The organism is Bacillus sp. PAMC28571 (assembly GCF_014250435.1).
Lineage (GTDB): Bacteria > Bacillota > Bacilli > Bacillales > Bacillaceae > Bacillus > Bacillus safensis.
Map to the genome: position 1 here is coordinate 1,544,226 of NZ_CP060191.1, position 24,019 is coordinate 1,568,244.

Annotated in this window: 26 protein-coding genes; 6 read left to right on the forward strand and 20 right to left on the reverse strand. The window is 37.4% G+C overall.

Features of this window, described 5'->3' with window-relative positions:
* Nucleotides 1-66 precede the first annotated feature (66 nt).
* The 9 genes from H7F25_RS07640 to H7F25_RS07680 all read right to left on the reverse strand — a co-directional run bounded on the left by H7F25_RS07640 (nt 67) and on the right by H7F25_RS07680 (nt 9,832).
* Complete coding sequence (locus tag H7F25_RS07640; protein WP_185854441.1) at nt 67-1,035, reverse strand: AraC family transcriptional regulator; 969 nt, start codon at nt 1,033-1,035, stop codon at nt 67-69.
* Nucleotides 1,036-1,243: 208 nt separating this feature from the next.
* Nucleotides 1,244-1,894: a response regulator transcription factor gene (locus H7F25_RS07645; protein ID WP_103132486.1), complete on the reverse strand. Its 651-nt coding sequence runs from the start codon at nt 1,892-1,894 to the stop codon at nt 1,244-1,246.
* A gap of 5 nt (nt 1,895-1,899) precedes the next feature.
* Nucleotides 1,900-3,084: a sensor histidine kinase gene (locus tag H7F25_RS07650; protein ID WP_044334494.1), complete on the reverse strand. Its 1,185-nt coding sequence runs from the start codon at nt 3,082-3,084 to the stop codon at nt 1,900-1,902.
* A gap of 101 nt (nt 3,085-3,185) precedes the next feature.
* Nucleotides 3,186-5,348 carry an MMPL family transporter gene (locus H7F25_RS07655; RefSeq protein ID WP_044334496.1) on the reverse strand — a complete coding sequence of 721 codons (2,163 nt, stop codon included), beginning with the start codon at nt 5,346-5,348 and terminating at the stop codon, nt 3,186-3,188.
* A 216-nt stretch (nt 5,349-5,564) separates the two neighbouring features.
* Nucleotides 5,565-6,668, reverse strand: coding sequence for a threonine synthase (locus H7F25_RS07660; RefSeq protein WP_044334498.1), 1,104 nt, complete (start codon nt 6,666-6,668; stop codon nt 5,565-5,567).
* Nucleotides 6,669-6,740: 72 nt separating this feature from the next.
* Nucleotides 6,741-7,115 (reverse strand): RidA family protein, encoded by a 375-nt coding sequence (locus H7F25_RS07665; protein ID WP_044334500.1) that lies wholly within the window; start codon nt 7,113-7,115, stop codon nt 6,741-6,743.
* Nucleotides 7,112-7,777: a helix-turn-helix transcriptional regulator gene (locus H7F25_RS07670; RefSeq protein ID WP_024425163.1), complete on the reverse strand. Its 666-nt coding sequence runs from the start codon at nt 7,775-7,777 to the stop codon at nt 7,112-7,114. The genes H7F25_RS07665 and H7F25_RS07670 overlap by 4 nt, the downstream gene beginning before the upstream one ends.
* 144 nt (nt 7,778-7,921) lie before the next feature.
* Entirely contained in the window at nt 7,922-8,602 is a 681-nt protein-coding gene (locus H7F25_RS07675) for a TetR/AcrR family transcriptional regulator (protein WP_185854442.1), read from the reverse strand.
* A 42-nt stretch (nt 8,603-8,644) separates the two neighbouring features.
* A complete protein-coding gene (locus H7F25_RS07680; RefSeq protein WP_185854443.1) occupies nt 8,645-9,832 on the reverse strand; it encodes an FAD-dependent oxidoreductase in 1,188 nt (395 codons plus the stop codon).
* Between the two features lie 242 nt (nt 9,833-10,074).
* Here H7F25_RS07680 and H7F25_RS07685 point away from each other — a divergent pair, with 242 nt between their 5' ends.
* The gene (locus tag H7F25_RS07685) at nt 10,075-10,263 is read left to right on the forward strand and encodes a hypothetical protein (protein WP_024425166.1); all 189 of its coding nucleotides are present in this window, start codon (nt 10,075-10,077) and stop codon (nt 10,261-10,263) included.
* A 72-nt stretch (nt 10,264-10,335) separates the two neighbouring features.
* On the opposite strand, the gene H7F25_RS07690 is transcribed toward H7F25_RS07685, so the two are convergent.
* The 3 genes from H7F25_RS07690 to H7F25_RS07700 all read right to left on the reverse strand — a co-directional run bounded on the left by H7F25_RS07690 (nt 10,336) and on the right by H7F25_RS07700 (nt 11,867).
* Nucleotides 10,336-10,653 carry a DoxX family protein gene (locus tag H7F25_RS07690; RefSeq protein WP_029706817.1) on the reverse strand — a complete coding sequence of 106 codons (318 nt, stop codon included), beginning with the start codon at nt 10,651-10,653 and terminating at the stop codon, nt 10,336-10,338.
* Nucleotides 10,654-10,799: 146 nt separating this feature from the next.
* On the reverse strand, nt 10,800-11,225 hold the full coding sequence (locus H7F25_RS07695) for a MarR family winged helix-turn-helix transcriptional regulator (protein ID WP_024425168.1): 426 nt from the start codon (nt 11,223-11,225) through the stop codon (nt 10,800-10,802).
* A 72-nt stretch (nt 11,226-11,297) separates the two neighbouring features.
* On the reverse strand, nt 11,298-11,867 hold the full coding sequence (locus H7F25_RS07700; protein ID WP_073205781.1) for a TetR/AcrR family transcriptional regulator: 570 nt from the start codon (nt 11,865-11,867) through the stop codon (nt 11,298-11,300).
* A gap of 177 nt (nt 11,868-12,044) precedes the next feature.
* Between H7F25_RS07700 and H7F25_RS07705 the strand changes: the two genes are divergently transcribed.
* Both H7F25_RS07705 and H7F25_RS07710 read left to right on the forward strand, forming a co-directional pair.
* On the forward strand, nt 12,045-12,971 hold the full coding sequence (locus tag H7F25_RS07705) for a DsbA family protein (protein WP_073205782.1): 927 nt from the start codon (nt 12,045-12,047) through the stop codon (nt 12,969-12,971).
* Between the two features lie 11 nt (nt 12,972-12,982).
* The gene (locus H7F25_RS07710) at nt 12,983-13,300 is read left to right on the forward strand and encodes a monooxygenase (RefSeq protein WP_073205785.1); all 318 of its coding nucleotides are present in this window, start codon (nt 12,983-12,985) and stop codon (nt 13,298-13,300) included.
* Nucleotides 13,301-13,347: 47 nt separating this feature from the next.
* Here the strand turns inward: H7F25_RS07710 and H7F25_RS07715 are convergent, their stop codons facing one another.
* Nucleotides 13,348-14,295 carry a carbon-nitrogen hydrolase family protein gene (locus tag H7F25_RS07715; protein ID WP_073205787.1) on the reverse strand — a complete coding sequence of 316 codons (948 nt, stop codon included), beginning with the start codon at nt 14,293-14,295 and terminating at the stop codon, nt 13,348-13,350.
* A gap of 100 nt (nt 14,296-14,395) precedes the next feature.
* Between H7F25_RS07715 and H7F25_RS07720 the strand changes: the two genes are divergently transcribed.
* Together H7F25_RS07720 and H7F25_RS07725 are read left to right on the forward strand one after the other, a co-directional pair.
* Nucleotides 14,396-15,286, forward strand: a complete 891-nt coding sequence (locus tag H7F25_RS07720) for a LysR family transcriptional regulator (RefSeq protein WP_073205789.1) — start codon at nt 14,396-14,398, stop codon at nt 15,284-15,286.
* A 341-nt stretch (nt 15,287-15,627) separates the two neighbouring features.
* A complete protein-coding gene (locus H7F25_RS07725) occupies nt 15,628-16,395 on the forward strand; it encodes a pentapeptide repeat-containing protein (protein ID WP_185854444.1) in 768 nt (255 codons plus the stop codon).
* Nucleotides 16,396-16,429: 34 nt separating this feature from the next.
* On the opposite strand, the gene H7F25_RS07730 is transcribed toward H7F25_RS07725, so the two are convergent.
* The 7 genes from H7F25_RS07730 to H7F25_RS07760 all read right to left on the reverse strand — a co-directional run bounded on the left by H7F25_RS07730 (nt 16,430) and on the right by H7F25_RS07760 (nt 23,333).
* On the reverse strand, nt 16,430-16,852 hold the full coding sequence (locus H7F25_RS07730) for a cytidine deaminase (RefSeq protein WP_185854445.1): 423 nt from the start codon (nt 16,850-16,852) through the stop codon (nt 16,430-16,432).
* 132 nt (nt 16,853-16,984) lie between these two features.
* A complete protein-coding gene (locus H7F25_RS07735) occupies nt 16,985-17,257 on the reverse strand; it encodes a DUF2651 family protein (RefSeq protein WP_133743759.1) in 273 nt (90 codons plus the stop codon).
* Between the two features lie 222 nt (nt 17,258-17,479).
* Nucleotides 17,480-18,400: an alpha/beta hydrolase fold domain-containing protein gene (locus tag H7F25_RS07740; RefSeq protein WP_185854446.1), complete on the reverse strand. Its 921-nt coding sequence runs from the start codon at nt 18,398-18,400 to the stop codon at nt 17,480-17,482.
* A 29-nt stretch (nt 18,401-18,429) separates the two neighbouring features.
* Nucleotides 18,430-18,831 carry a MerR family transcriptional regulator gene (locus H7F25_RS07745; protein ID WP_151863048.1) on the reverse strand — a complete coding sequence of 134 codons (402 nt, stop codon included), beginning with the start codon at nt 18,829-18,831 and terminating at the stop codon, nt 18,430-18,432.
* A gap of 157 nt (nt 18,832-18,988) precedes the next feature.
* The gene (locus tag H7F25_RS07750) at nt 18,989-20,452 is read right to left on the reverse strand and encodes a glycoside hydrolase family 1 protein (protein WP_185854447.1); all 1,464 of its coding nucleotides are present in this window, start codon (nt 20,450-20,452) and stop codon (nt 18,989-18,991) included.
* Between the two features lie 23 nt (nt 20,453-20,475).
* The gene (locus tag H7F25_RS07755) at nt 20,476-22,377 is read right to left on the reverse strand and encodes a beta-glucoside-specific PTS transporter subunit IIABC (RefSeq protein WP_185854448.1); all 1,902 of its coding nucleotides are present in this window, start codon (nt 22,375-22,377) and stop codon (nt 20,476-20,478) included.
* 113 nt (nt 22,378-22,490) lie between these two features.
* On the reverse strand, nt 22,491-23,333 hold the full coding sequence (locus tag H7F25_RS07760) for a PRD domain-containing protein (RefSeq protein ID WP_073205807.1): 843 nt from the start codon (nt 23,331-23,333) through the stop codon (nt 22,491-22,493).
* 343 nt (nt 23,334-23,676) lie between these two features.
* Here H7F25_RS07760 and H7F25_RS07765 point away from each other — a divergent pair, with 343 nt between their 5' ends.
* Complete coding sequence (locus H7F25_RS07765; RefSeq protein WP_185854449.1) at nt 23,677-23,985, forward strand: magnetosome magnetite crystal formation protein family; 309 nt, start codon at nt 23,677-23,679, stop codon at nt 23,983-23,985.
* The last annotated feature ends 34 nt before the right edge of the window (nt 23,986-24,019 follow it).

The following is a 24,019-nucleotide window of genomic DNA, read 5'->3' on the forward strand; positions in this document are numbered from 1 at the left end:
TAAAATGATTTATTTATTGTCCTTATTTGCAATTGTTTAAAATAAAAAAGAACATTTAGCAGCATCTTATTTTTTTGCTAAGTGTTCTCTGAATTGCTTTGGTGTCTGATGATATTTGTTTTTAAAAATCCGATAGAAATAACTTACATTATCATATCCAACTTGATCTATAACAGAGGCAATTGGCATATCTGTACTTTCCAGTAACTCTTTCGCTTTATTTAAACGTTTTTCTTGAAGTAATTCTTTAAATGTAAAGCTGGTAGCTTTTTTAATCTCTTTACTTAAAGCATAAGCGGGCTGGCTTAATTTTGTGGCTAATTCATTCAGTGATGCACTCTGGAAATGTTCATCAATATACTTTAATGATTCAACAATTAAATAATGTTGTACAGGATTGTCTTCTGTATGTTCGGCCTTATCAGCGTGTTTAATTAACTCCACCATTAAAAGACCCATATACAATTTAATGGTGGATTCAGACATAAAAGCAGGAGACATAATTTCAATAATAATTTTTTTTATCAATTCTTGAATGCTTTCTACTTCTGAAACTTTAAAGTAAAGGAATTGTCCATTTTGAGTACTGTTATATAAACTGTTAATTAAGAAATTACTAATTCTGTTTTCAGTCGTTAAAAACGAAAAGATAAAATCAAAAAAATGAGGTAAAATGATAAAATTAATAATAATGTCTTCTTCTGCACAAGCTTGAGTTTCATGCTCAATATGCTGGTTTAAAAATAACAGCTCCCCTTGTTGCAATTTTATTCTTTGATTCCCTACTTTTTGGTTATACTCTCCATTGTAAACATAATTAATCTCAATGTATTCGTGTTTATGTTTAGGAAAATCCACAAAGCGTGTATGTTTTCGAACCGTAATCATACTCTCTTGATTGAGAAATTTTTGACTTTCTATAATAAAATTAGACTGATTGGTATAAATGTCTTTATTTATCTCTCTTCTGTTTTGTAGAATCAGTTCCTCTTCATCTGTTATCTTTAATAATTGATTGAGAAGATCATGTTGCATAGGTATCTCCTTTGTTTATAATCTTACTTTATTGTTTATTAGACTTCTTCAACCAAAGCCCACATACCTTTTTTCTTTTATAGAGTCTAACTCCATGCTTTTTAAAAAAAGACTACCTAAAGTAGTCTCTTTATTATTTCCCAAGCTCATAGGTTTGTACAAAAGTGCTTTCTGCAAGAATGGCTTTCACTCCTGTTTGTTCAATTATCTAAAAATGAATGATCCCTAATTCTATTGATGTTTTAATTGCTTCAGCTCTTGATGTCACATTTAGTTTTTGATAAATGTTTGTTAAATGTGCTTTTACAGTTCTCTCGGAAATTCCCATATCAAATGCAATTTCCTTACTCCGAAACCCTCTAGCTACTGCTTGCAAAACGAGCATTTCTTTTTCGGTAAGCAAGTGGTTGTCTGTTTTCAATTTTTCTTGAGGTTCTTTGTGTACGGTTGATTCAAATACCTTTGAGGCCACATTTGATTGAAGTAAAATGTCTCCTCTGATGGCCGCTTCAATTGTATTAAATAAGTTTTCTCTGCTGGCATCCTTTAAGAGGTAGCCTTTTGCACCAAGCTGTAACCCTTGAATCATTAAGTTCTCTTCATTATAAGTAGTCAAGATGAGTACGGGAACTTTTATTTGAAGAGTCTGCATTTCTCTAAGCATATCAAGCCCGCTCATCATAGGCATGTTGAGGTCAAGTAATACAAGGTCTGGGGATTTTTCTTTTATGACATCTATCCCCTTTCCTCCATCTTCTGCTTCTCCAACTACTTCAAATCTTTCGTCTGTTTCAAGAATTAATTTTAATCCTTCTCTCACAACATAATGATCATCAACAATCACAATTCGATAAGACACTGTATTTACTCCTTTTTCAAAGGTATGTTCACTATTACTTGTGTACCTTCATTTTTTTTACTTTTCAAATGGATCTCTCCACCAAGCAGCCGAACACGTTCTGACATACCAATGATGCCGTAATGTCCAAAAGTGGATTCTCGTTTTTTCTCATCAAATCCCACTCCATTGTCTGCTATTTCCAAATGGATGTGATCACCTTGTTGTACCATCACTAACTCGACATGGCTTGCTTTGGCATGTTTTGAAACATTCGTTAAGCATTCTTTTATCATGTAAACAGTATGTTCAATAAAAAAAGGTGACATATTCTGAGGTACAGATATCTTTGTACGAATTGGGATATTCGTTGCTGTCGTAAATCGATTTACTTCATTTTTCACTGTTTCAGTTAAATCGTATTGATCATGACGATCCTTCCGAAGATCATCAATCACCATTCGTGCCTCACCTAATGTTTTTCGAGCTTGGCTCATTGAGCCCTTGATAATGCTTTGAGCACGCTGGGTATTTTGATTCTCTAAATGTGCTTGAACAGCTTCCAATTGCATAATAATGCCTGCAAGCCCTTGTGCAAGGGTATCATGTAAATCTCTCGCCATTCTTTGACGTTCATTAGCAAGGGTTAACTCTTCCACCTGCTGATGTGCGAGTTCGAGTTCCTTTAGAAACGTTTGAGTTCGTATTCTAGCCTTTACTTGTCTAAAAAATAAGATAGAGTATGCAACGACCACAATAAGGATAAGAAATAAAATCGGAATGTAGACAGTCAGATCATCTGTATCATTAACCAAAATAAGAGCTAGAAAAAAAAGTACATAAAAACAAAGTCCTGTCAAAATAATCTTTAATGTATGATAGTATACACCGATGCTTTGAGCAATTAATACCGGTAAAAGACCAATTAAAATAACAGGAGAGGCAGCTTGCATAGCTAAAACACAAAGTAGAATAACGATTCCTTGTATGAAGAAATAAATCCAAGGCTTCTTCTTGAACCAATAAAATGACCACCAGTGCAAAATGAGATGGATCGCGATAAGGCCAGAAAAAAACAAACTTGAAAGCGATAAAGATGCTGTTAAAAACTGAAAAATCATCGCTGCAACATACACAAGAACGCCCCATAATAACGTGGGAATTCGGGAATAGATCATTTCATTAAATGGGTCTATCCGTTTCTTAACCATAAACTCTCACCTTCCAAACCCCATCATAACACGAAAAATACCGCCCGCCTTTTAAAGAGGCAATGGCGGTATTAGGATTTTAACATTTTAAAAAGAATACATTATATAATCTTCTTTTCTTTTTGGGCAATTGACTCTCCTTCAATATCAATATGCGGAAGCAATCGTGCCAGCCATTTTGGTAAGTACCAATTTGCCCGCCCTAATAGCATCATACAAGCAGGGATAAAGGTCATTCTAATGACAAATGCATCGAATAAAACCCCAAATGCCAATGTTAATCCCATTGTTTTAATAATCAAGTCTTGAGCAAAAATAAAGCTTGCGAAAACGAAAATCATAATTAAGCCTGCTGCAGTTACAACCCTGCCACTATGCTGTAATCCAGAAATAACAGATTTCTTTGCATCATGAGATAGAAGGAATTCTTCCCTCATTCTACTTACTAAAAATACTTCATAATCCATTGCAAGACCAAATAATATTCCTGTCACTAGTACAGGCATAAAGTTTAACAACGGTCCTGCTGCAGGTATTCCAAACAATGGGGCAAGGTGTCCATCCTGTAAAACAAAGACAGCAAAACCTAATGTAGCAGTTAATGTCATTAAAAACCCTAGTACAGCCTTTAATGGAACAAGGAATGATCTAAATACAAGAATCATTAACACAAAAGCAAATCCAATAATGACTCCTGCAAATTTTGGCAATGCTTCACTGAGTCTATCTGAAATATCTATATTCACGGCAGTAGAACCAGTCACAAGAAACTTTGTGTCAGTCACACTCGATACATTTCGAATGTCTTTCACTAATTGCTTCGTTTCTTTATCCTCCGGACCACTTCTAGGTAAAATTGTTAACATTGCGTACTCACCCGATGGATCAGGAATCGCCGGCGTGATTTGTGTGATACCATCCATTTTTTCTAACAATTTTGATGATTCCTCGATGGACTTGGACTTCATCGTTTTATCTGCTTGAGAGGCATCTATGATGATGGCAAGTGGTCCATTAAACCCCTTGCCAAATCCTTCTGCTAAAAGATCGTATCCTTTACGTTCAGTTGTTTCTTTGCCTTTCATACCGTTATCCGGAAGACCAAGCTCCATATGAAGTGCTGGCCAGCTTATCAATCCTGTCAATAAAATGACACCTAGCATTATTTTACCCGGATGCTTTTGAATAAATCTTCCCCAGCCCATTGTTTTTTTCTCTTTTTTTGGCTGTAATTTAGAAAATAACTTATTTTTCCTAGAAGGACTCACCTTATCTCCAAGAAGCCCTAGTATAGCTGGAACAATCGTGAGGGAAACAAGCATAACAGATAGTACCATAAAGGCTCCCACAAGGCCCATGATACCTAGAAACGGTATGTCAACTAATACAAGTCCACATAATGCAACAATGACAGTGACGCCCGCAAATAATACAGCACTTCCTGCGGTACCCACAGCTCTAGCAGCAGCCTCATTCAAATTGTAGCCTTCTGCTAACAGCTGTCGATATCTTGAAATGATAAACAGTGCATAATCAATTCCTACTGCAAGACCAATCATCACCGCTAATGTGAGACTAAATGCAGACATTTCTACAAAGTTTGAGGTGATTAAAATGACCATCACACCTATTACTAACCCAATTACAGCCGTCAATATTGGTAATCCTGCGACCAAAAGTGAAGCAAATGTAAAGGCTAAAATCAAGAAGGCGAAGATAATCCCTATGATTTCAGAAATGCCACCTACTTCAATTTCAGAGAATGTCACGGAGCCGCCTAATTCCGTTTGGATGCCCGCATCTTTTGAAATCTTTATGCTATTTAATACTTTCTCTTTTGAGGATTCCTTTACCTTGTCCGCTTTCACTCGATACGTAATATCCGCATATCCTATTTTCTTATCTTTACTTATCGTAAAGGTCTCATATAAATCGGTCACCTGCTTAACTGCTTTATCCTTTTTAATTTCTTTTATCGTCTCATTAATTTTATGTTTCACTTTCTTTGCTTCTAAAGTTTCATCTTTAGGTGCTTTAAATATTAGACGAATTGTTCCCTCATCATCACCTGCTGGGAACTTCTTTTCCAAGAGATCCATCGCTTTTTCAGATTTTGTTCCTGGAATCGACATATCTCCATTAAATGAAACGCCTGTCCCTATTGTTGCTGCAACTACAGCTACTAAAATAAGTAACCAACCGATTAACATTCGTTTAGGCTTAGTAAAAGCAAAGTTTCCTAAGTTATATAAAAATTTAGCCATTCACTTACTCCTTTTTCATCGAATTCATGATATTCACCTCTTTATTCTACGTAATGAAATAGTTGATTGAAATTGTACTTTTGGGCAAAAGGGATTGTACATTTAGGCATGAAAAAGAGCATCTCTTTTGAGATACCCTTCTATTGATAGAGAGCGTTCATTTTATCTATATCATCATCTGGCCAATTCCGGATCAGTTGTATTAGTCATATCTGGTTATTTTGATTTAATTCCTGCACCACAAAGAGGTATGACGATTGTTTCTTTTGCTTCCTTTTTATATTTCATGTAGCCAGCAAAATTGACGGCAGATGTCACTTCCACATAAAATCCTTTCTCACTTAGTTTAGAGCGTGCATTCAATATCTCATCCTCTTCAATATCTATAAATGTACCATTGGTATCTTGGACAGCTTCTAGAATTTGTTTGGAGCGCGCCGGGGCAGCAATGGCTATACCTTCTGCCAAAGTTCCTGTATTCGTAACAGGCGATGCTGATTCCTCCGCGTTTTGATAAGCTTTCACGAGAGGAGCACAGTTTTTCGCTTGTATGGCAATGATTTTCGGTATTTTATGAATCAAACCATTTTCAAATAACTCTTTAAAACCGTAATATGCACCTAGGAGGAGAGTACCATTTCCAACCGGAATGATTAATGCATCAGGTGCTCCTTTTATTTGTTCATAAATTTCATAGGCGTATGTTTTTGTTCCTTCAAAAAAATAAGGATTATACACATGGCTTGCATAAAAAACGTTTTCGGCGTCTACTGCTTTTTGCGCCGCGGCTGCAATATCCTCTCGTGTACCGCGAATTTCTTTAATCGTTGCTCCATGGGCTTTTATTTGAGCGATCTTTTTAGGTGAAGTTTCATCGCTTAGATAGATGTCACATGCAATCTCGCAACGAGCTGCATAAGCGGCAATCGCCGTTCCTGCATTCCCGCTGCTATCCGCAATGACTTTTGATACCCCTAATTCCTTTGCCTTTGTCATTAAAACAGCAGCTCCTCGATCTTTAAAGGATAGCGTAGGCATCATATAATCAACTTTTACATAAGTGTTTGGCTCATGAGGATCTAAAACGATTAACGGAGTTTGACCTTCACCCATTGTCACAGATTCCCAAGTCTTAGAACCTTTTGAAAATGGCATGGTTTCAACATAACGCCATAATGAGTTTGGGTAGTGATTCCAAGCCTCCATATCTATTTTAGGGGTATCTTTCACCAGGTTTAATACGCCGTTACAATCACATTTCCATAGAGTTGGTGTCATCTCATACTTTTTCCCACAATCGTTACAAATCAATTGATTCATCAATCATCAGCCCCTTCGAATAATTTTTTATACAAAATATACTTTTTTATATATCATAGGCAAAAAAATATTCTAAATATAAGAAATAGCATCAATTTCAATCTTGAAACCAAAATGTAATTCATTCGTTGGGACAACAGTACGTGCTGGTTGATGTTCACCAAAAAATTGAGTATAAACCGCATCTACTTTGTCCCATAAATGAATATCCGAAATGTATAATGTCATACGCAAAATCTTTTCTTTTTTACTTCCGGCTGCTTCTACAATCATCTCCACATTCTTAAGCGCTTGTAATGTCTCTTCTTCGATGGTGCCGAATTCCTTTTCTCTCGTTTCAGGATTGATGGCAAATTGTCCTGAAACATAGACCGTGTTTTGATGAATGGTTGCGAATGCATAATGTCCGTTGGATTTTAGATTTCCTACCTCAAGGATGCTTTTCATTTCGTTTCCCCTTCATTCGATTTATGTTTGATTTCATCCAAATAGCTATAGACGGTGACTTTAGAAATACCTAACATAGATGCGACCTTCTCAACCGAACCTTTCATTAAAAAGATTCCCTTTTCATCCATGAACCTTATTAATTCAATTTTTTCATGGCGTTTCATAACTGGGTGGACACTGTTTTGAATGATCTGTTGAATCAATTGATCTACGATTCCTTCCACATTTTCAAGATCATCATTTGATGTTGTTTCATTCTCTTGAACTTCAACTTTTGTAGAAAGAAAAGTATCCATAAATTGCTGCATTTGATTCAATGCTTCAACATCAAAATTGATACAGAATGCCCCGATCACCTTTTTCTTCGAATCACGAATTAATGAAGTCGAAGAACGAATGGTACGGTTGTCTTCTGTTTTAAATGTATACCCAGCAAGATAATCTTCTTTAAAATCTTCTGATTGTAAAACAGTCTTTACCAAATGATCAAATGATTGACCGATTTTTCTTCCCGTCACATGATGATTGACTGTAAACATGACAGATGCTTGTGGGTTCGTTAAATCATGAATAACGACTTCACAATTTGGTCCAAACATTTTTGCCGTAGATTTTGCTAAAGGAATATAGCTCTCTAATAAATTCTTTATATTTTCCATGCCTAAGCACCTCATTTGTTTATTCCACTAGATTATATAATTTTTTATATACAAAAACAATATATAGATTTTTTTATATATGTTGAAAAAGTTAAGAAAATATAAAAAAAGCAGCCATTGACTGCTTTTTGCTTGTGCTCCTTTCTAATTGATTTCTTGCTGGATTCCATACAAAATGACTTCAATTCCCCACCTGAACCGTTCCATTGATACGGTATCACCTGCAAACATTTCTTCTTTTAGGCTATGGATGAAAGGAAACCGCGTTTTGTCTGCATCATGAAATGCTTTTTTTGTATCTGAAATCTGCGAAGAGCCATGTTTCTTCCAAGAGACCTTTTCGTATGCTACGGAAGATACGTATAACAGTAACAGGTCTACTCCCCATGCAGCAGATGTAGATTTGACCCCGCCTTCATGCAATGCAGCGAGAATATGTTCGGTCAACTGTAAAAAGTTCGTTCCTTGCGGGATGGTGGAAAGAGAAATTTCAGCAAGACCAGGTTTTTCGAATAACAGTAGGAAATAAGTATGCAATATGTCAAATAACTGTTCTTTCCATGTGCCATTCACTGAATTTGGGTAAACCATTTGGCCGAGACCATAATCCAATACGTAAGCACTTAGTTCTTGAAAATTGTTCACGTAGACATACAAAGATGCAGGTCCCGTATCGAGTGCTTTAGCCACCTTACGCATACTCATGCCCTCTAACCCTTGCTCCTTTAGAAGCTCATAGGCAGTTTTCACAATGAGTTCACGACTTAAGGGCTCTTTAGCCGGCCGAGACCGACGACTTATAATACGACGATTTGAATTGTTCATAATCTCTTTATAACATGTCAAAGTCAAATAGTAAATTGAGCATCAATCACCGTTTTCTTGAAAAGAATTCATCATTTCAGCAAGCTTGACTGCAGCATCTTTTGAAAAACACAGCTTTAAACTTTTTTCAGATTCATGAGCTTTCTCCGATGAATATTCGTACATCCTGTCTTCGTATTCTTCAATAGCCTTTTCAATATGATGAGGATTTCGAACAATCGCAAGTGCAAGCTCCATTGCATCAAACATCGCCATGTTTACACCCTCCCCTGCGAATGGCGACATGACATGAGCGGCATCACCGATAAGCGTTGCTCCTTTATGGCGGTTCCATTTAAAACCGACAGGAAGCGTATAAATCCGTCTTGGAATGATGGCATCTTCTGCATAACGAATATAATTTTTCAGCTGATCGTCCCAATCACTAAATAATTCTAATAATTGTTCTTTTGCTTCTTTCGCTTGATGAAACGGAATACCACAAGTCTCAATCCAGTTACGCTCTACCATAAGGCTTGCATACACTTTGATTCGTCCATCTCCGTTTAACTGACCAATCAGTCCTTTGTGGTCAGCTAAAGCAAACATCTTACCACGTTTATTAAATGCAGCTAAATCAGGATGGTTCATCTCTACGTTGAGGATATTCAGTTCCAGCATCGTGAGTCCGGCGTATTCAATATCAATATCTGTTAAGAGAGGACGCACACGAGAAAAAGCACCATCTGCCCCGATTACAAGTTCAACTGTCTCAACAACTCCGTTTTCAAAATGAAGCTCCGTCATGCCGCTTTCTAGTGAAATGCAACTTTCTAGTGAAATGCAACTTTCTAGTTTATATCCATATTTGATGTTTTCAGCATCAATTTGATCTAACAGCAGTTCGCACAAAACACCACGATCAATTTCTGGGCGGGTGCCTTTTTGCTCTGATTCCGTTTCTTCATCTAAATAAATTCTTCCTGATTTATCAAGTAAGCGGAAATCTTCTCCTTCATAGCGGGCGTTCCTTTGAAATTCCTCATAAACTCCTGCTTCTTTTAAAGCTTTTTGACCTGTTTCTTCATGAATATCCAGTGATCCCCCTCTTTCAAGACTCTTGTCATGCATCTCTCGCTCATAGATAGTAGTTTGTATACCGTAATTTTGCAGAATTAAGGCGAGTGTTAGCCCCCCAGGTCCTCCTCCAATAATAGCGATCTGCTTTTGTTTCTTAGATAATGCCGTCATCGTATGCATCTCCTCTTCTTTATGGAAATCGTTTAAAGCCACATCACATTTATATTATAACGAACACCGTTCGTAAAGAACAGTGTTCGTTTAAAAAGTTTATTTCACAATTGTGTATTTTACAATCGCCCGCCACCATATGATACACTCCAACTAGGAATGTGAAAGGATGTCGAATCATCACAATGATTCTTGAATCAGTCGTTTCGATTGTTCTAATTCTGAGTGTAAGAGGTGTTTCTATGAATAAATTATTGGCAATGTTGATATTAGGATTGAGCTTTAGTGGTGCGGCTCTCATTCTTTCTGTCCCTTTGTTATTCAAGTCAAAACCAGAACAATTTGAGCTAGTGTTTGCTGCTGGATCAGCAGGCGCTTTCGCAGTATTCGCTGTCTCATGCCTAGTTCTTCGAAAACAATTCAATCGCTAAAAAACCTAAACACAATCCGCCATTAGAACAATGGAGATTTGTTTAGGTTTTGTGTTTTATTCTGATATCAACTTAAAGAATGTGGTACAAGCTGACCCCGATACTGAGAGCGAATAACACAAGTGCAGGGAGTGCTTTTTTAAAGGGATCTTTGGCTAATACGATCAGAGTAAAGGCAGCTGCAAGCATCGTGCCTCCTAACAGTAAGCCTGATAATATTGCTATTGTTGGCATCCATATGCCAATCAGCATTCCAGCTGCGCCTATGAGCTCAAAGGCTCCGGTTAAAACATTAAAAAAAGCAGGTAAACCAAATCGTTTGAACTCTTCTGCCATTTTCCCTGATATAATTTTCGATCCTGTTACAAAAAAGAAAGCGGCCAATATCATTTGCAGAATAAGTATGAAAATCGTGATCACATCTTTCTAAGTTATTTGACTGAAACACTCAGTCCAAATGGACAAATTTTCAGCTGGTGAAAATTATATGTCATAGCATATATTAGATATAAATCGTTTGTTACAGATTAGACATTTCAAGATTCATAGTGTGAATGAAATAATTTGTTCAAAAGTAATTTTAATTGTTGAATCTCTTCATCGCTTAATTGCTTTGTTACCGTTTGATGTGCATCCATGACAACAGGAAGAATGGCCTTTTTGACCTCGTGCCCTTTTTCTGTTAAAAGCAGGTGATGTGAGCGCCGGTCTTGTTCGTTATAGATTTTTTTGACAAGCCCTTTTCGTTCCATTGACTGGATCATTCTGACGACAGTCGTTTGATTTTTATCAATTCCTTCTGCCAATTCTTTTTGAGTAGTCCCCTTTTCACTGCTCAGAATACTGATAATACTCCATTGTTCAGGAGTGACCCCGTAAGGCTTTAACCTGTTTGTAAAATAATTTGTCATTTTGAGATCGGTACGATGAACGAGATAACCTATTAAATCTTGTAAATCCATGTAAACACCCTCTATAAATTTTATATGCTATAGCACTTATATTAGTGAAGCCTTTGAAAATTGTCAAATCAACTATCTTTCTTGTTTAAAATCAATCCCTGACAAAATATATGGAACTGCTGATTTGATAAACTCCTCTGATGATATGTGCGAACTATTTTTTCTCCACTCAACAGAAGCTCCGTGAATTCCCCAGCTTAAAAAAACAGCTGTGACCTTCAGAATTTGCTTTTCGACATTTGTATATTGATTGATTAACAATTGATAAAAAATAATTTCAAGCTGTTCTCTCACAATAGGAGCAAGTTCAGTTTCATATTCTACTTGGCAGCGGTTATGCAGAGATTGTTGAAAATTCGTTAATGCTTTAAAAATATTGATGATCGTATCTTCATCTAGTTTACGATGATTGAAATGAATACTTTCTAAATTAATCGATAATACTTCTGACAGCGTTTTATCCAGCAAATCGTACTTATCCTCAAAATGATAATAAAACGTAGCTCGGTTGATCATGGCTTCTGCCGTGACATCTTTGATTGTAATATCCTTAAATTCCTTTTTCGATGAAAGTTTCATAAAAGACTCCATGATTAACTTACGCGTTCTCAGAACCCGAGGGTCTGTCTTTGGCTGCGTCATCTTATCCCTCCTCCTTTTTCAACACATCTATTAATCTGTTGGATAAACAACAAATTGAAGAAATTATTGGTGTTGGTCTTACTCATTGTGTCTTAAGATCTAATTGTAATGCAAATGATTGATTCAAACAAACATAGGGAATAGCGTTTCCTGCAAAATTTGAGGAGGTAAATGAAATTGAAAAACAATGAGATGTTTTGTGATATAGAAACAGGTGTATGTGGTGTAGGTGAAGATGAGGATATCCAGGTCATTGATTTTCAACAGCCTAAAAAAACAATAACGCTCTATTATGTAACAGATCCGATTTGTTCGCATTGCTGGGCAATTGAACCTGTCCTGCGTCGATTGAAAGAGCAATATGGACATTATTTTCATTTCCAAACTGTGTTGGGTGGACTGTTAGAGAAATGGCATGACGGTCCAATTGATCCTGCAAATGGCATTTATAAGCCTGCTGATGTTGCTGGTCACTGGAGAGAGGTTGGAGAACATTCCCGCATGCCAATTGATGGTTCCTTAATGATTGACAATCCTGTTCAATCCTCCTACCCGCCCTCTCGCGTGTTCAAAGTAATTCAAAAACATCATGATGATGCACTAGCCTATACTTTTTTACGCCGTGCAAGAGAAGCGCTATTTGCCTTCAATCAAAATATATCGGATATCGCGGTGTTGATTGACATCATCAACAACCTTGGACTTAACGGAGATGTGATTGTCCATGAAGCGGAGCTGCCAAGCGGCCAGGAATTATTAAATCAAGATTTTACGCTTGTTCGAGACCTTGGTGCTAGAGGTTTCCCAACGATCATCTTCGTCAACGAAGAAAATAAAGGAGTCAAAATCACGGGTGGCCGCTCATTTGAAGTCTATGTTGAAGGATTAAAGCAAGCTTTAAACACTGAAGAACTTGAACCGAAAAAGCGCCCAGCTGTTTCTATCCTGCTCGAAAAAGAAAAACTTCTATTTTCTAAAGAAATTGAAGTAATGTACGATGTTGACCAATCAGATGTACGGTCTTTTATGAAGAAAGAACTTCCGCAGCAGCAGTATCAAAGGAAAGAAGTGCTGGGAGAACTGTATTTTACAACTTCGACATAAGGAGAATGACGATGGCACATTTATTACAGGTGAATTTTAAGATGAAGGGCCCTTTCGGTGATGAAATGGCAAAAGAGTTTTCTGATTTAGCGAAAAGTATAAATGAGGAAGACGGATTCATATGGAAAATATGGACGGAGAATCCCGAGAAGAACGAGGCTGGCGGAATCTACTTATTCGAAACAAAAGAAGCAGCTGAAAACTATCTTGAGATGCATTCTAAAAGAATCACTAGCTTTGGAATAACAGACATCAACGCTAAAATCTTTAACATGAATGCTCATCTTACTCATATCACAAAAGGTCCATTAAAAACTCGTCAAGGTTGATACACGAAAAAAGAGCGGCTGATGGCTGCTCTTTTTTTCGTGTGATTTCATCGATTTATCCACTTTACATTTTCTTTTTTCTCTTCATTGACGACGAGTTGGAAGACATCAGGTCTTGAATAATGTCCTACGACATCGAAGTCAAATTGACTAGAAGAAATATCACGCAAATCAAGATCTGCCACCAGTATCTCTTCTTGACCATAGACAGGTTCTTTTATATATTCGCCTAACGGACCGACGATTGCACTTCCCCCTCGGCACATTTCATCAGGAGAAGATGCTAATTCATCATAGCAGGCTAAATCTCTAGGATACATCTCTTTATTCACATATTGATTACAAGATAGAACGAAGCAGCGGCCTTCTGCGGCAATATGGCGAATCGTTGATTGCCATAGCTCCCTGGAATCTGCTGTAGGGGCTATATAGATTTGGACGCCTTTTGCATACATCGCTGCTCTAGCTAATGGCATATAGTTTTCCCAGCAAATTAAAGCGCCTATTTTACCATACGGTGTATCGAAAACCGGTAGTGTGCTGCCATCCCCCTCTCCCCATATGAGTCGTTCAGAGCCTGTCGGCTTTAGTTTACGGTGCTTTCCAAGTAAGGTTCCATCTGGTCCGAAAAACAATACGGAACAATATAAAGTCCCGCGGCTTGATTCATCATCTCTTTCAATGACACCGATGACGAGGTAGACACCAGCTTTGCGGGCTGCTTCTCCTAATCTGTCTGTTGTTTGACTTGGAACTGGAACTGAATTTTCTAAGTAACGAAGCCAGTCCTTTCTTCCTTCTGGAGAACGGCTTCCTACAGTGGCGCCAAATGCTAGTCCTCTTGGATAAGCAGGTATAAATGCTTCAGGGAATACAACAATATTGGCTCCTTTTTCTCCGGCCTCAAGTGTTAACGAAATGGCTTTTTCAGTACAAGCTTCTCTATCCATAATGACAGAAGCAGCTTGCACAACAGCAACTCTACATGTTGACATCTTACCCCCTCCTTATTCTCAGTGTAAAAATAAACGTTTATCATGTACAATATATCATCATCATAATGAGTATGCCTTATTGGAATAATGGGAGGATAAAATGAACATACGGGACTTTGAAATATTTAAAACGATTGCGGATTGTGGAAGTTTTTCAAGAGCAAGTGAAAAGCTTTTTATCGCACAGCCTTCCCTTTCTAAAACCATTCAAAAATTAGAGAAAAAACTGGGTGTCATTCTTTTCGATCGGTCAAATCGAATTTTTAGGTTAACGGATGAAGGACAGCTTGTATATGAAAAAGCGATTGCGGTGCTTCAGCAAATGAATGAGCTGCAAATGGAGCTGGGTGATACCGACACGCATATTCGCGGCCATTTAAAGATCGGTCTACCGCAAATAATTGGTACCTTTTTCTTTTCCAAAGTGGCAAAGGCTTTTACTAAAAAGCATCCAGATGTGACGCTCGAAATGATTGAAGAGGGCGGCTTGCATGTAGAAAAACTCGTTGAGAAAGGCGAAGTAGATGTTGCCTTTGTTGTCATACCTGCGCAAAGTCTTGAATTAGAGGAACAACTCATTTTTGAAGCGCCATTTGTAGCTTGTGTACCAAAAAATCACGCTTTAAAAGATGAACAACAGCTCTCACTCGAACAGCTTAAAGAGGATAACTGGATATTGTTTGATTCTTCATTTGCGTTGAGTCAAGTGATTTTAGAAAGCTGCCGTAAGGAACATTTTGTTCCCAACATCGCTTACAGCACAACACAATGGGATTTGCTTTTGACATTAGTTCGTGATGAACTTGGAGTGGCGATCCTTCCAAGTCCTTTAACGGATATGTACAGAGAGGACATTTGTGTAAAACCAATTAGCAGTCAATATATTCCCTGGAAAATTGGCATTGTCGTGAAGAAAGATCGATATAAAACACGTGCTTTGAAGGCTTTTTTAAAAATCGTTGCGGATATCTATTCTGGGGAACAGAAATAGAAACAAATAAAAAATCATCCTTCTTAGTTTCTCCATGATAGCACCTGTCAGCCATGCAATAGACATGAGACCATCAGGTCATCACTTTCTGCTCGTTTTCCACGCCATCGTATGACAGACTTTCCACATGTACAGGCTTTTGCAGAATGTAATGATCAAAAAATGAATGTGAAATACACATTTTGATATAAGCGCTTTTCAAAACGATGACCACTCTCTTTATGTTTCTAGCTTTATGATATAATAACTTGTCAGTGCCAACCGCTTAGTGAAACCGAAATGAACTTGCTGGAAGGTATTCATCATTGGAAAAGATTCTGAAGAAATGATAGGTGATCACAATGAGAAGGCTTGAGTCTAGAATGTCAGTAGACAACGAAATATTTTCTGATATTGTCAGGTATGAACATGAAACGATAAGCGGAACGACGATCAACAACTCGAATGTTCATTCACCTATATTTTGGAGCTGTTACCTGCGTCATCTTGTATTTAATACGTGTGATCTGACGAATGCGAGATTCTTTGCAGATAGTACGATTGATCATTGTACGTTTATTCGTTCCGATTTGCGTTCTGTTGGAATTGCTAGAGACGAGGCTGTTTTTACGAATTGCGAATTTTCCTCCTGTGATATGAGAGGAATGACATTGGAAAATGCTGCGTTTATCAACTGTACATTTTATCAATGCAGGTTTAATGACCGCGTTTTACAAGCAGCAAATATCGTAAATTGTACCTTTACCGGTAAGCTAGTGGATATAACGTTTGAGGGAAATGGTAAACAAAAGCTGATTGCCAATTTTGAAAACTGCATTCTTGACGGTGTTCGCTTTACAGGCTGTGACCTGTCGCAATGTATTCCGCCAGCTTCCAAAAACCATCTATATGTTGAAAAGGTCTCCGCGCGTGTCAAACAGGCATTGCTGAAGATAAATCATGACCCTCATCTTTCTGACGAGGATCGCAAAGTACTGGTACGCAGCCTGCGCAAGCTTGAGCATATGGAACAATATATTTTTAATACTGCGCATATGGAGAACATACATGGGGCTGATTTTGTGGAGCGATTTTTCAGTTATCTGGAATGTAACAAAGAGAACGCTTGATGCGTCCCTCTTCCTGCTAAGTCTAGGTCGTACATCAACTTCGAGTATATTTGAGAGGAATGAGTTCTCCAATTTTCACTTTGACTAGTTCGCCATCTATTTCTAAGATGACAAAACATTCTGGTCCGAAATCTGAAATGAGCTCTCTGCAAATGCCGCAAGGGCTTACGACCCTCAATCTTCTATCCTCTTCATCTGAATATGGATGTCGAACGGCAACAATTGTATCAAAATCTTTATATCCATTCGATAAAGCACTGCCAATTGCAATGGCTTCTGCACAAACTGTTACCCGTCCGATATACGCTTCTATATGGACAGCCGAGATCATTTCTCCTGTTTTCATGCGGATAGTGGCTCCTACATGATGTTTATCCTCTTCATAAAGGCTCGTAATCTTCTTTTTTGCTTCGTCTATTAACTCTACATCTTTTGGAGTAAGATCAAATGTGTGCATTGTGTTCCCTTCGCCCTTCTATGCTCGTTTTGAATATACTGATCTATTATACCAAACTTCAGAAAATGGGCGGTTCCGCAAGATGAAGAATGGATACAAAAAAGCTGATTTTTGTGACCATCAGCTTTTTCGTTATGCTCTTTTATAGCGGGCATACATATATCGAATGATTTTTGTGATGACAGAGGTACACATGCATAAAAAGGTCATCACCACGACCCAATACAAATTTGACATGTCAAACCCAGTATAGGCAAATATAAAAATAGTGGAGACTGCAAATGTGATGATAAGAACGATGTAAACTCGCTTAAAGATGCAGTAGCCAACAATCCCCCATACCAAAGATAACAAAGGCAGTGTAAATAAGATTAGCGCCATGGGATGAAGAAAGAAAACACTCATCATGTCACTCTCCTTTATGAACCGGTGAACAACCGAATATTTATCATATTAATAGGAAATTCGCACGTTGTAAACAAAAATTGGAATTTAAGGAATGTTTAATCTGAGGCGGATTGCATTGTATGTCATGTTGAATGGAAAAAGACTGCTTTCAGTAAGCAGCCCATTTTGCTAAGCTTTCAAATATTCAAGCCGGAGCATTTTGATATGTGAAAAGAGAATCTAACTATTTATCACCTGAATGATTTTTTCCTGAGCGTCTTGTGCCTCAGGGATTGGCATGACGACAAATACATGCAGCATTTCTGGATAAACAAAGGTTTTCATGTCAATTCCTTGTTCTGCTAGCTTTTCATCAAGCTTTAGTGCATCTGGATATAAAATATCATGTGTTCCAATAAAATGAGTGATCTTCGCAAGACCGTTAAAGTCACCGTGAATTGGACTGATTATTGGGTCAGTTACCTTTTTATCTGCTGCCCACATTTTTGTAATGACATCTATTCCTTCTGGCGCTAAAATGGGATCTTTATCGGCATATTCAGATATAAGAGGATTGCTTAAACTCATATCAACACATGCAGATAATAAAATAATATCCTTCGGCTGCGGCAGATCTTCCATCTTTAAGAGGTGCGCAAGGCCAAGAGAGATATTTCCGCCCGCTGAATCACCCATGATCGTTAATTGATCGGTACTCTCAATTGTTTTTAGTATTTCTTTATATAGATTTAGAATTTTTGGATAGGTATCTTGGTAGCTGTAATGAGGTAATTTAGGGTAAATAGGAGCGATCACTTTGGCGTTAAGGGACCTAGCCATTTTATCCATGTACCACCAATGGAAATCGAGAGGCTGGTTTACCCAGGCACCACCATGTATATATAAAATCACCTTTTGTTTTTGTGACATTTGGTCATTCAATGTGAAAACCTGCATTCCTTCGAAAGTCTGCTCCTTTATCTCACTCTTTAATTTCACATCGTCTCCGATTGCATAAGGCTTTATATTTTCTATTTGAGACAGAAGATTTTTGGTTTTTTCGACACTAGCAAAACTCTCTTTATTACTTTGGGACGTGAATAATGTTTCAAATTGAATACTTTCTTCAGAACGTTCTCCATTAAAAATGTCGATACTCATTTTGTTTTCTCTCCTTTAAGCAGATATGTTTATTCGTCATCCTGATTCATCATACGAAATGATTTGAGATACACTTGTACTTCTTTCTCAGGAGTCTTTAATAAGTTAGATAAAAGGTCTTGTATGAGACGGAGACTGTTAATTTTCTTTTCAATTTCTTCATGTTTTTGATGTACAATTCTTTTTAAAGTATCAAGTTCTATGTCTTGACTCAGCATTTCCAATATTTCTTTTATTTCCTTTAGTGAATAACCCAATGATTTGGCATCTTTGATCAATTGAATTTTCACAATATAATCTTCTGTGTATCGTCTATAACCGTTCGAACGGCGTCTCGGGACAGGTAAAATGTTGTGTTCTTCATAGTAACGAATTGCGGCAGGGCTTATTCCTGTTTGTTTGGCAAGTTCTCCTCTAGTCATCAACTCCATCGTTACTCCTTTTTCGTGATTTTGTCTTTCTATATTTACATTATAAAGGTTGAAGTATACTTCAAGGTCAAGATACGTTTTCGTAAAAAACAAAACACCATCGCATGCAGCCGGTTAAGGCGCCCTGAGATGGTGTTTTACATCATTCAATTTGCTTTTATAGGTCTTCTCCATTTGATGCGATTACATTTTTGTACCAGAAGAATGAGTCTTTGCGGTAACGATTTAGTGTACCATTTCCTTGGTCGTCTTGATCCACATAGATCAAACCATAGCGTTTAGTCATTTGAGATGTTCCGCAGCTGATTAAGTCAATGCAGCCCCAAGGTGTGTACCCCATTAAGTCAACACCTTCTTTTACGGCTTCTTTCATCTGTTCAATATGTTTTTTCAAATAATCAATTCGATAATCATCGTGTATTTTTCCGTCTTGTGTCAATGTATCCCTTGCACCAAGTCCATTTTCACAAACAAATAAAGGCTTTTGGTATCTGTCATACAGTTTAATTAATGAAATGCGCAGACCCATTGGATCGATTGGCCAATCCCATTGTGATAATTCCAAGTGTTCATTTTTAATCGGACTGTCAAACGTACCCGCTAGCTCAGCTGCATCTTCACGTGCTTCTGCTACGTGTGACATATAGTAGCTGATCGCAACAAAATCAACCGTGCCTTCTTTTAAAATTTGTTCATCCTGCTCTTTAATATCCAGCTTGATTTGATTATCAGCAAAGTATTTCACCATGTATGTTGGATATTCGCCTCTAGCTTGTACATCTGGATAGAACATATTCAATTGATTCGATTTGACTGCCTGCAGCTGATCCTCTGGTTTTGTTGTTTTTGCATAGGCTTCAATCTGGTTAATCATACAGCCAATTTGGACATCTGGAATGATTTCCTTCGCAGCCTTCACTGTTAAGGCACTTGCCACAAATTGATGATGAGATGCTTGGTAAGCAGCTTGTAATTTATGGTCTACTAGATCCTCTAAAATTCCAGCACCTGTATAAAGGCTATTGAGGTTCATATTCATTTCATTAAACGTAATCCAATATTTCACTTTGTTTTTATATCTTTCTAAAATCGCACGTGCGTATTTTTCGAACAATGGGACAAGCTCTCTACTCATCCATCCATTATATTTTTCTGTTAAAGTAATCGGCATTTCATAATGAGACATCGTTACTAGCGGTTCAATTCCATATTTCGCACATTCATCAAATACTTTATCGTAAAAAGCCAATCCTTCTTCATTCGGCTTGTCCTCTAAGCCTGTTGGAAAGATTCTTGCCCATGAGATAGACAAACGAAATACTTTAAATCCCATTTCTGCAAACAGTGCAATATCTTCTTCATAACGATGATAAAAATCAATTCCGCGTCTTTTTGGGAAATCAAATGCATCAGGACTTTCCTTGTACTTGTTTAGTTCAGCTGAACTCACATCGAATGTAAAGTTGTTCACTTTTCCTTGTGCATAAGGATCTTTATATGCAGCGAAGTCTGAAGTTGACAGCCCTTTTCCACCTTCTAAATATGCACCCTCAATTTGATTGGCAGCGGTTGCGCCACCCCATAGAAAATTATCTGAAAATCCTTTTTTTAATTCTTTCATTTCAATCATCCCTTCTATTTTGATTAATGAATGAGCATTAAGAGTTTATTTTCTCCTGCGTTGACATAAGAGTCACCTGTATAAATAACATCCAGGTACTTCGAGGAATTAGTGACGATCATAGGTGTCACGACATCTAATCCTTTTGATTGAATTCCTTCTATATCAAAGGATAATAAATGATCCCCGATGTTGATTTCATCTCCTTCTTCCACCAATACCTCAAAGAATTGACCATTTAGGGTGACGGTATCAATCCCTACATGTATTAATAATTCAACCCCATCATCTGAAACCAAACCTATTGCATGTTTAGTAGGTGTAACGGTCACTACTTTTCCGGCAAACGGCGCTTGTACCACCCCCTTATCAGGTATAATCGCTACTCCCTTGCCCATCATTTCGCTTGAAAAGACGGCATCATTTACGTCAGATAAAGGAACGACTTTACCAGTTATAGGTGCTTGTACTTCATAAGGATTTACTTGTCTGGCAGCTTGTTGATTGACTGCATTCTCTGGATTTTTAGATGGCTTCTCCTGTTTTTCCGGCTGATCTTCTTCTTTTGTGGCAGGTTCCTTAAAACCAAGGAACATAGTGACTAGCAGGGATACTAAAAAGCTCAGTGCTATTCCAATTAGAGCCAGCTGGAAATTGTTTGTGCCTTTCATAATGTAAGTTGGCAGAGATGTAATACCTGGAATTGAAAATGCTGTCGTTTTGACTGAGAATAAACCATAAAAACATCCGCCAACTGCGCCGCCTATTAATGAAGCATAGAAAGGCTTTTTCAGTCTCAGTGTTACGCCATAAATGGCTGGTTCTGTGATACCAAAGAAACTCGGAAGCAAGGTTGATAACGCTAAAGACCTTGTTTCTACTCGTTTTGTGCGAATGATGACACCTAAAACGGCGCCTGCTTGTGCCATATTGGCAATAAAGTTCATCGGAAGCAGCATGACATCGTAACCAACTTTTTCAAAGCTGGCAAACGTGCTTGGGAAGAATGCGTAATGCATCCCAGTTAACACAATTAAAGGCATGAGGCCTCCCATTAATAAACCTGCAATCGGTCCAGCAAAATGGAATAAAGAAGTGAAAAAGATCTCTAAATACTGGCCGAAAACGTTTCCAACAGGAGCTATGAAAGCTAGTGTAAGAGGCGCTGTGATCATTAAGCTCAGTACTGGTGTAAACACGATACTTAAGGACTTTGGAATCACTTTCGTCATCCATTTATCGACAAAGCTAAGCAGCAGCACGCCTAAAATAATCGGTAAGACTGAAGAAGTATAATTATATAATGGAATACTCAACCCTAAAAAACTAAGTGGATCTGCCCCTTTTACTGCACCTTCCACCATCGTGGGATACAATAAAATCCCAGCCAAGGCCATCGCGAGAGATTCTCGTGTTTTAAATTTCTTCGCTGCAGAATACGCAATGAGGAAAGGTAAAAAGTAAAAGACTGCATTTGAAAAGATTTGAAGCACAGCATAGGTAGAGCTTTTTTCCGTCAGCCAACCTAAACTAACGAACAAAGCCATGATCCCTTTAATCAATCCACTACCAACAATCGCCGGCAAAATGGGTGTGAAAATTCCGCTAATGACATCGAATACGACTTCGATTGGATTCATTTTTGACGTATTTTTAGCAGAAGTAGAATCATTGCTGCTCTCTCCAATCAGATGGTCGATTTCCTCATAGACTTCTGCAACCTTTGCTCCAATAATGACTTGGAATTGTCCGCTTTGGAATTGCGCTCCCAGCACACCGTCTACTGTTTTCAGTTCATCTACTTTCACCTGTTTTTCATCGTTGATATTAAATCTCAGCCTCGTAATACAATGCCAGCTTTGAGATATATTGCCGGTTCCACCCATTAATTTGATAATTTCTTGCGCCAATTCTTTGTTTCCCATGTCTTCACCCCTTCATTTTCACAAAAAAAACCTAAACAAAATCCACCATTAGAAAGACTTCTAAATGGAGATTTGTTTAGGTTAATGCTTTTTCATAACACGCCTAAAAGAAATCATTTATTCTGTTGATGTTTCTTTGTAATTCTTTCAATATGAATGACTAGAAAAACAAGTTCGTCTTCCGTGACATTCCAATTGAATTCCCGCTTTAACATTTCTTTAATAATTAAACCGCATGCATAGCTCTTCATATAACGATCCTGAATTAATTCTTTTAATGAATCATCCATTTGCTGAGGCGGTTGATTTGTTTCTTGTCTGACAATAAAATATCTCAAATGAGTGATAAACCTCGAATAATCTATTGATGATTTATCTAATACCATCTCGAAAATGTTTTGAATAATCTTAACGATTTCCTTCGTGAGATGGGTCATTTTGATCGTATCTCCCATAGACTGACCATCTATTTGAGCGTTTACAAAATGAAGGGCAATGAGTGAAGCCTCTGTATCATGAAAAGTAATTCCCATCATTTTTTGAATAATTTTAAGTGCTTTTTTCCCAATTTGATATTCTTGAAAATATAGATGTGGAATTTCCCATACAATAGGGTTTTCATATTCCATTTTTTCTTGATGCCTTTGAATAGAAAAGGTAAGATGATCAGATAGCGAAAACAGCATGCTAGAACCTAATTTTTTATTCAACATCTCTTCGCCCATATGAATGATTTTTTCAGTTAATAAAAGGATATCAGTTGGGATAGCGGCAAGTTGAGATTCTAATGGAGACGTCTGATCAGAATAAAACGTCTTACTGACAGCGCTCTCATCAAGTGTATCACCCTTTTTCTTCTTAAAGCCTATTCCTGTACCAAAAACAACTACTTCATTTTGAGTGTCTGTTAGAGCTAATACAATATTATTGTTTAAAACTTTAACGACGGTGAACATCTTCATCCCACCTTACCTAAAACTGCTAAAAAAGCATAAAAAAAACACCAAAATCTCAGCAAACAACGTACAAATGTACAACATGTTTACCTGACTTGGTGGTGCCTGATGATATCAGTAACACTCCTGCATCGGTTACGACTTTATTGTAAACACAGGATAAACCAAAGTCAACTATTTTTTTCGGTAAAATAGATTTAAATACCTATATTATAGTATGTCGTTTATAAATTATTTTAAAAGGTAAACATTTTTAAGGTTGCTGTAAGGTTCAGATTAATACGGATTAAGGTTGAGGTAGTACAATGTGTTTGTAGTGAATAAATCATAGAGGTGAAACGTTTTGAGAGAAAATAAAGTCTTGTCATCATTATGTTACTTCAGTATCTTTTTCGCACCATTTTTGTTCCCAATTATCGTCTATTTCTTAGGTAAGGACGAAGTGAAATATCATGCGAAAAAATCATTATGGACGCATGTCATACCTTATTTGATTTTTGGTATTGGTATCCTTGGTTCAGGTTTACTTGGTATGAAAGATATCAGCCATGCGGGGCCTTTCTTAATTGCGACATATGCAGTGACATTCCTTGTTGCCATCTACTTCTTCATTTGGAACATTGTGAAAGGCATCAAAGTATTTTCAGAATAAATAATAGGTAAAAAAACGGTTCTGTTGTTGATCA

What these genes read in the sequence shown, in the direction of transcription:
- H7F25_RS07730 (WP_185854445.1), bottom strand. Translation starts at nt 16,852, where the DNA reads ATGCACACATTTGATCTTACTCCAAAAGATGTAGAGTTAATAGACGAA.
- H7F25_RS07660 (WP_044334498.1), bottom strand. Translation starts at nt 6,668, where the DNA reads ATGAATCAATTGATTTGTAACGATTGTGGGAAAAAGTATGAGATGACA.
- H7F25_RS07750 (WP_185854447.1), bottom strand. Translation starts at nt 20,452, where the DNA reads ATGAAAGAATTAAAAAAAGGATTTTCAGATAATTTTCTATGGGGTGGC.
- H7F25_RS07735 (WP_133743759.1), bottom strand. Translation starts at nt 17,257, where the DNA reads ATGAGTGTTTTCTTTCTTCATCCCATGGCGCTAATCTTATTTACACTG.
- H7F25_RS07675 (WP_185854442.1), bottom strand. Translation starts at nt 8,602, where the DNA reads ATGAACAATTCAAATCGTCGTATTATAAGTCGTCGGTCTCGGCCGGCT.
- H7F25_RS07640 (WP_185854441.1), bottom strand. Translation starts at nt 1,035, where the DNA reads ATGCAACATGATCTTCTCAATCAATTATTAAAGATAACAGATGAAGAG.
- H7F25_RS07650 (WP_044334494.1), bottom strand. Translation starts at nt 3,084, where the DNA reads ATGGTTAAGAAACGGATAGACCCATTTAATGAAATGATCTATTCCCGA.
- H7F25_RS07755 (WP_185854448.1), bottom strand. Translation starts at nt 22,377, where the DNA reads ATGGGAAACAAAGAATTGGCGCAAGAAATTATCAAATTAATGGGTGGA.
- H7F25_RS07680 (WP_185854443.1), bottom strand. Translation starts at nt 9,832, where the DNA reads ATGACGGCATTATCTAAGAAACAAAAGCAGATCGCTATTATTGGAGGA.
- H7F25_RS07725 (WP_185854444.1), top strand. Translation starts at nt 15,628, where the DNA reads ATGAGAAGGCTTGAGTCTAGAATGTCAGTAGACAACGAAATATTTTCT.
- H7F25_RS07690 (WP_029706817.1), bottom strand. Translation starts at nt 10,653, where the DNA reads ATGATATTGGCCGCTTTCTTTTTTGTAACAGGATCGAAAATTATATCA.
- H7F25_RS07670 (WP_024425163.1), bottom strand. Translation starts at nt 7,777, where the DNA reads ATGGAAAATATAAAGAATTTATTAGAGAGCTATATTCCTTTAGCAAAA.
- H7F25_RS07665 (WP_044334500.1), bottom strand. Translation starts at nt 7,115, where the DNA reads ATGAAAAGCATCCTTGAGGTAGGAAATCTAAAATCCAACGGACATTAT.
- H7F25_RS07760 (WP_073205807.1), bottom strand. Translation starts at nt 23,333, where the DNA reads ATGTTCACCGTCGTTAAAGTTTTAAACAATAATATTGTATTAGCTCTA.
- H7F25_RS07695 (WP_024425168.1), bottom strand. Translation starts at nt 11,225, where the DNA reads ATGGATTTACAAGATTTAATAGGTTATCTCGTTCATCGTACCGATCTC.
- H7F25_RS07700 (WP_073205781.1), bottom strand. Translation starts at nt 11,867, where the DNA reads ATGACGCAGCCAAAGACAGACCCTCGGGTTCTGAGAACGCGTAAGTTA.
- H7F25_RS07740 (WP_185854446.1), bottom strand. Translation starts at nt 18,400, where the DNA reads ATGAGTATCGACATTTTTAATGGAGAACGTTCTGAAGAAAGTATTCAA.
- H7F25_RS07720 (WP_073205789.1), top strand. Translation starts at nt 14,396, where the DNA reads ATGAACATACGGGACTTTGAAATATTTAAAACGATTGCGGATTGTGGA.
- H7F25_RS07710 (WP_073205785.1), top strand. Translation starts at nt 12,983, where the DNA reads ATGGCACATTTATTACAGGTGAATTTTAAGATGAAGGGCCCTTTCGGT.
- H7F25_RS07745 (WP_151863048.1), bottom strand. Translation starts at nt 18,831, where the DNA reads ATGGAGTTGATGACTAGAGGAGAACTTGCCAAACAAACAGGAATAAGC.
- H7F25_RS07715 (WP_073205787.1), bottom strand. Translation starts at nt 14,295, where the DNA reads ATGTCAACATGTAGAGTTGCTGTTGTGCAAGCTGCTTCTGTCATTATG.
- H7F25_RS07655 (WP_044334496.1), bottom strand. Translation starts at nt 5,348, where the DNA reads ATGGCTAAATTTTTATATAACTTAGGAAACTTTGCTTTTACTAAGCCT.
- H7F25_RS07685 (WP_024425166.1), top strand. Translation starts at nt 10,075, where the DNA reads ATGAATAAATTATTGGCAATGTTGATATTAGGATTGAGCTTTAGTGGT.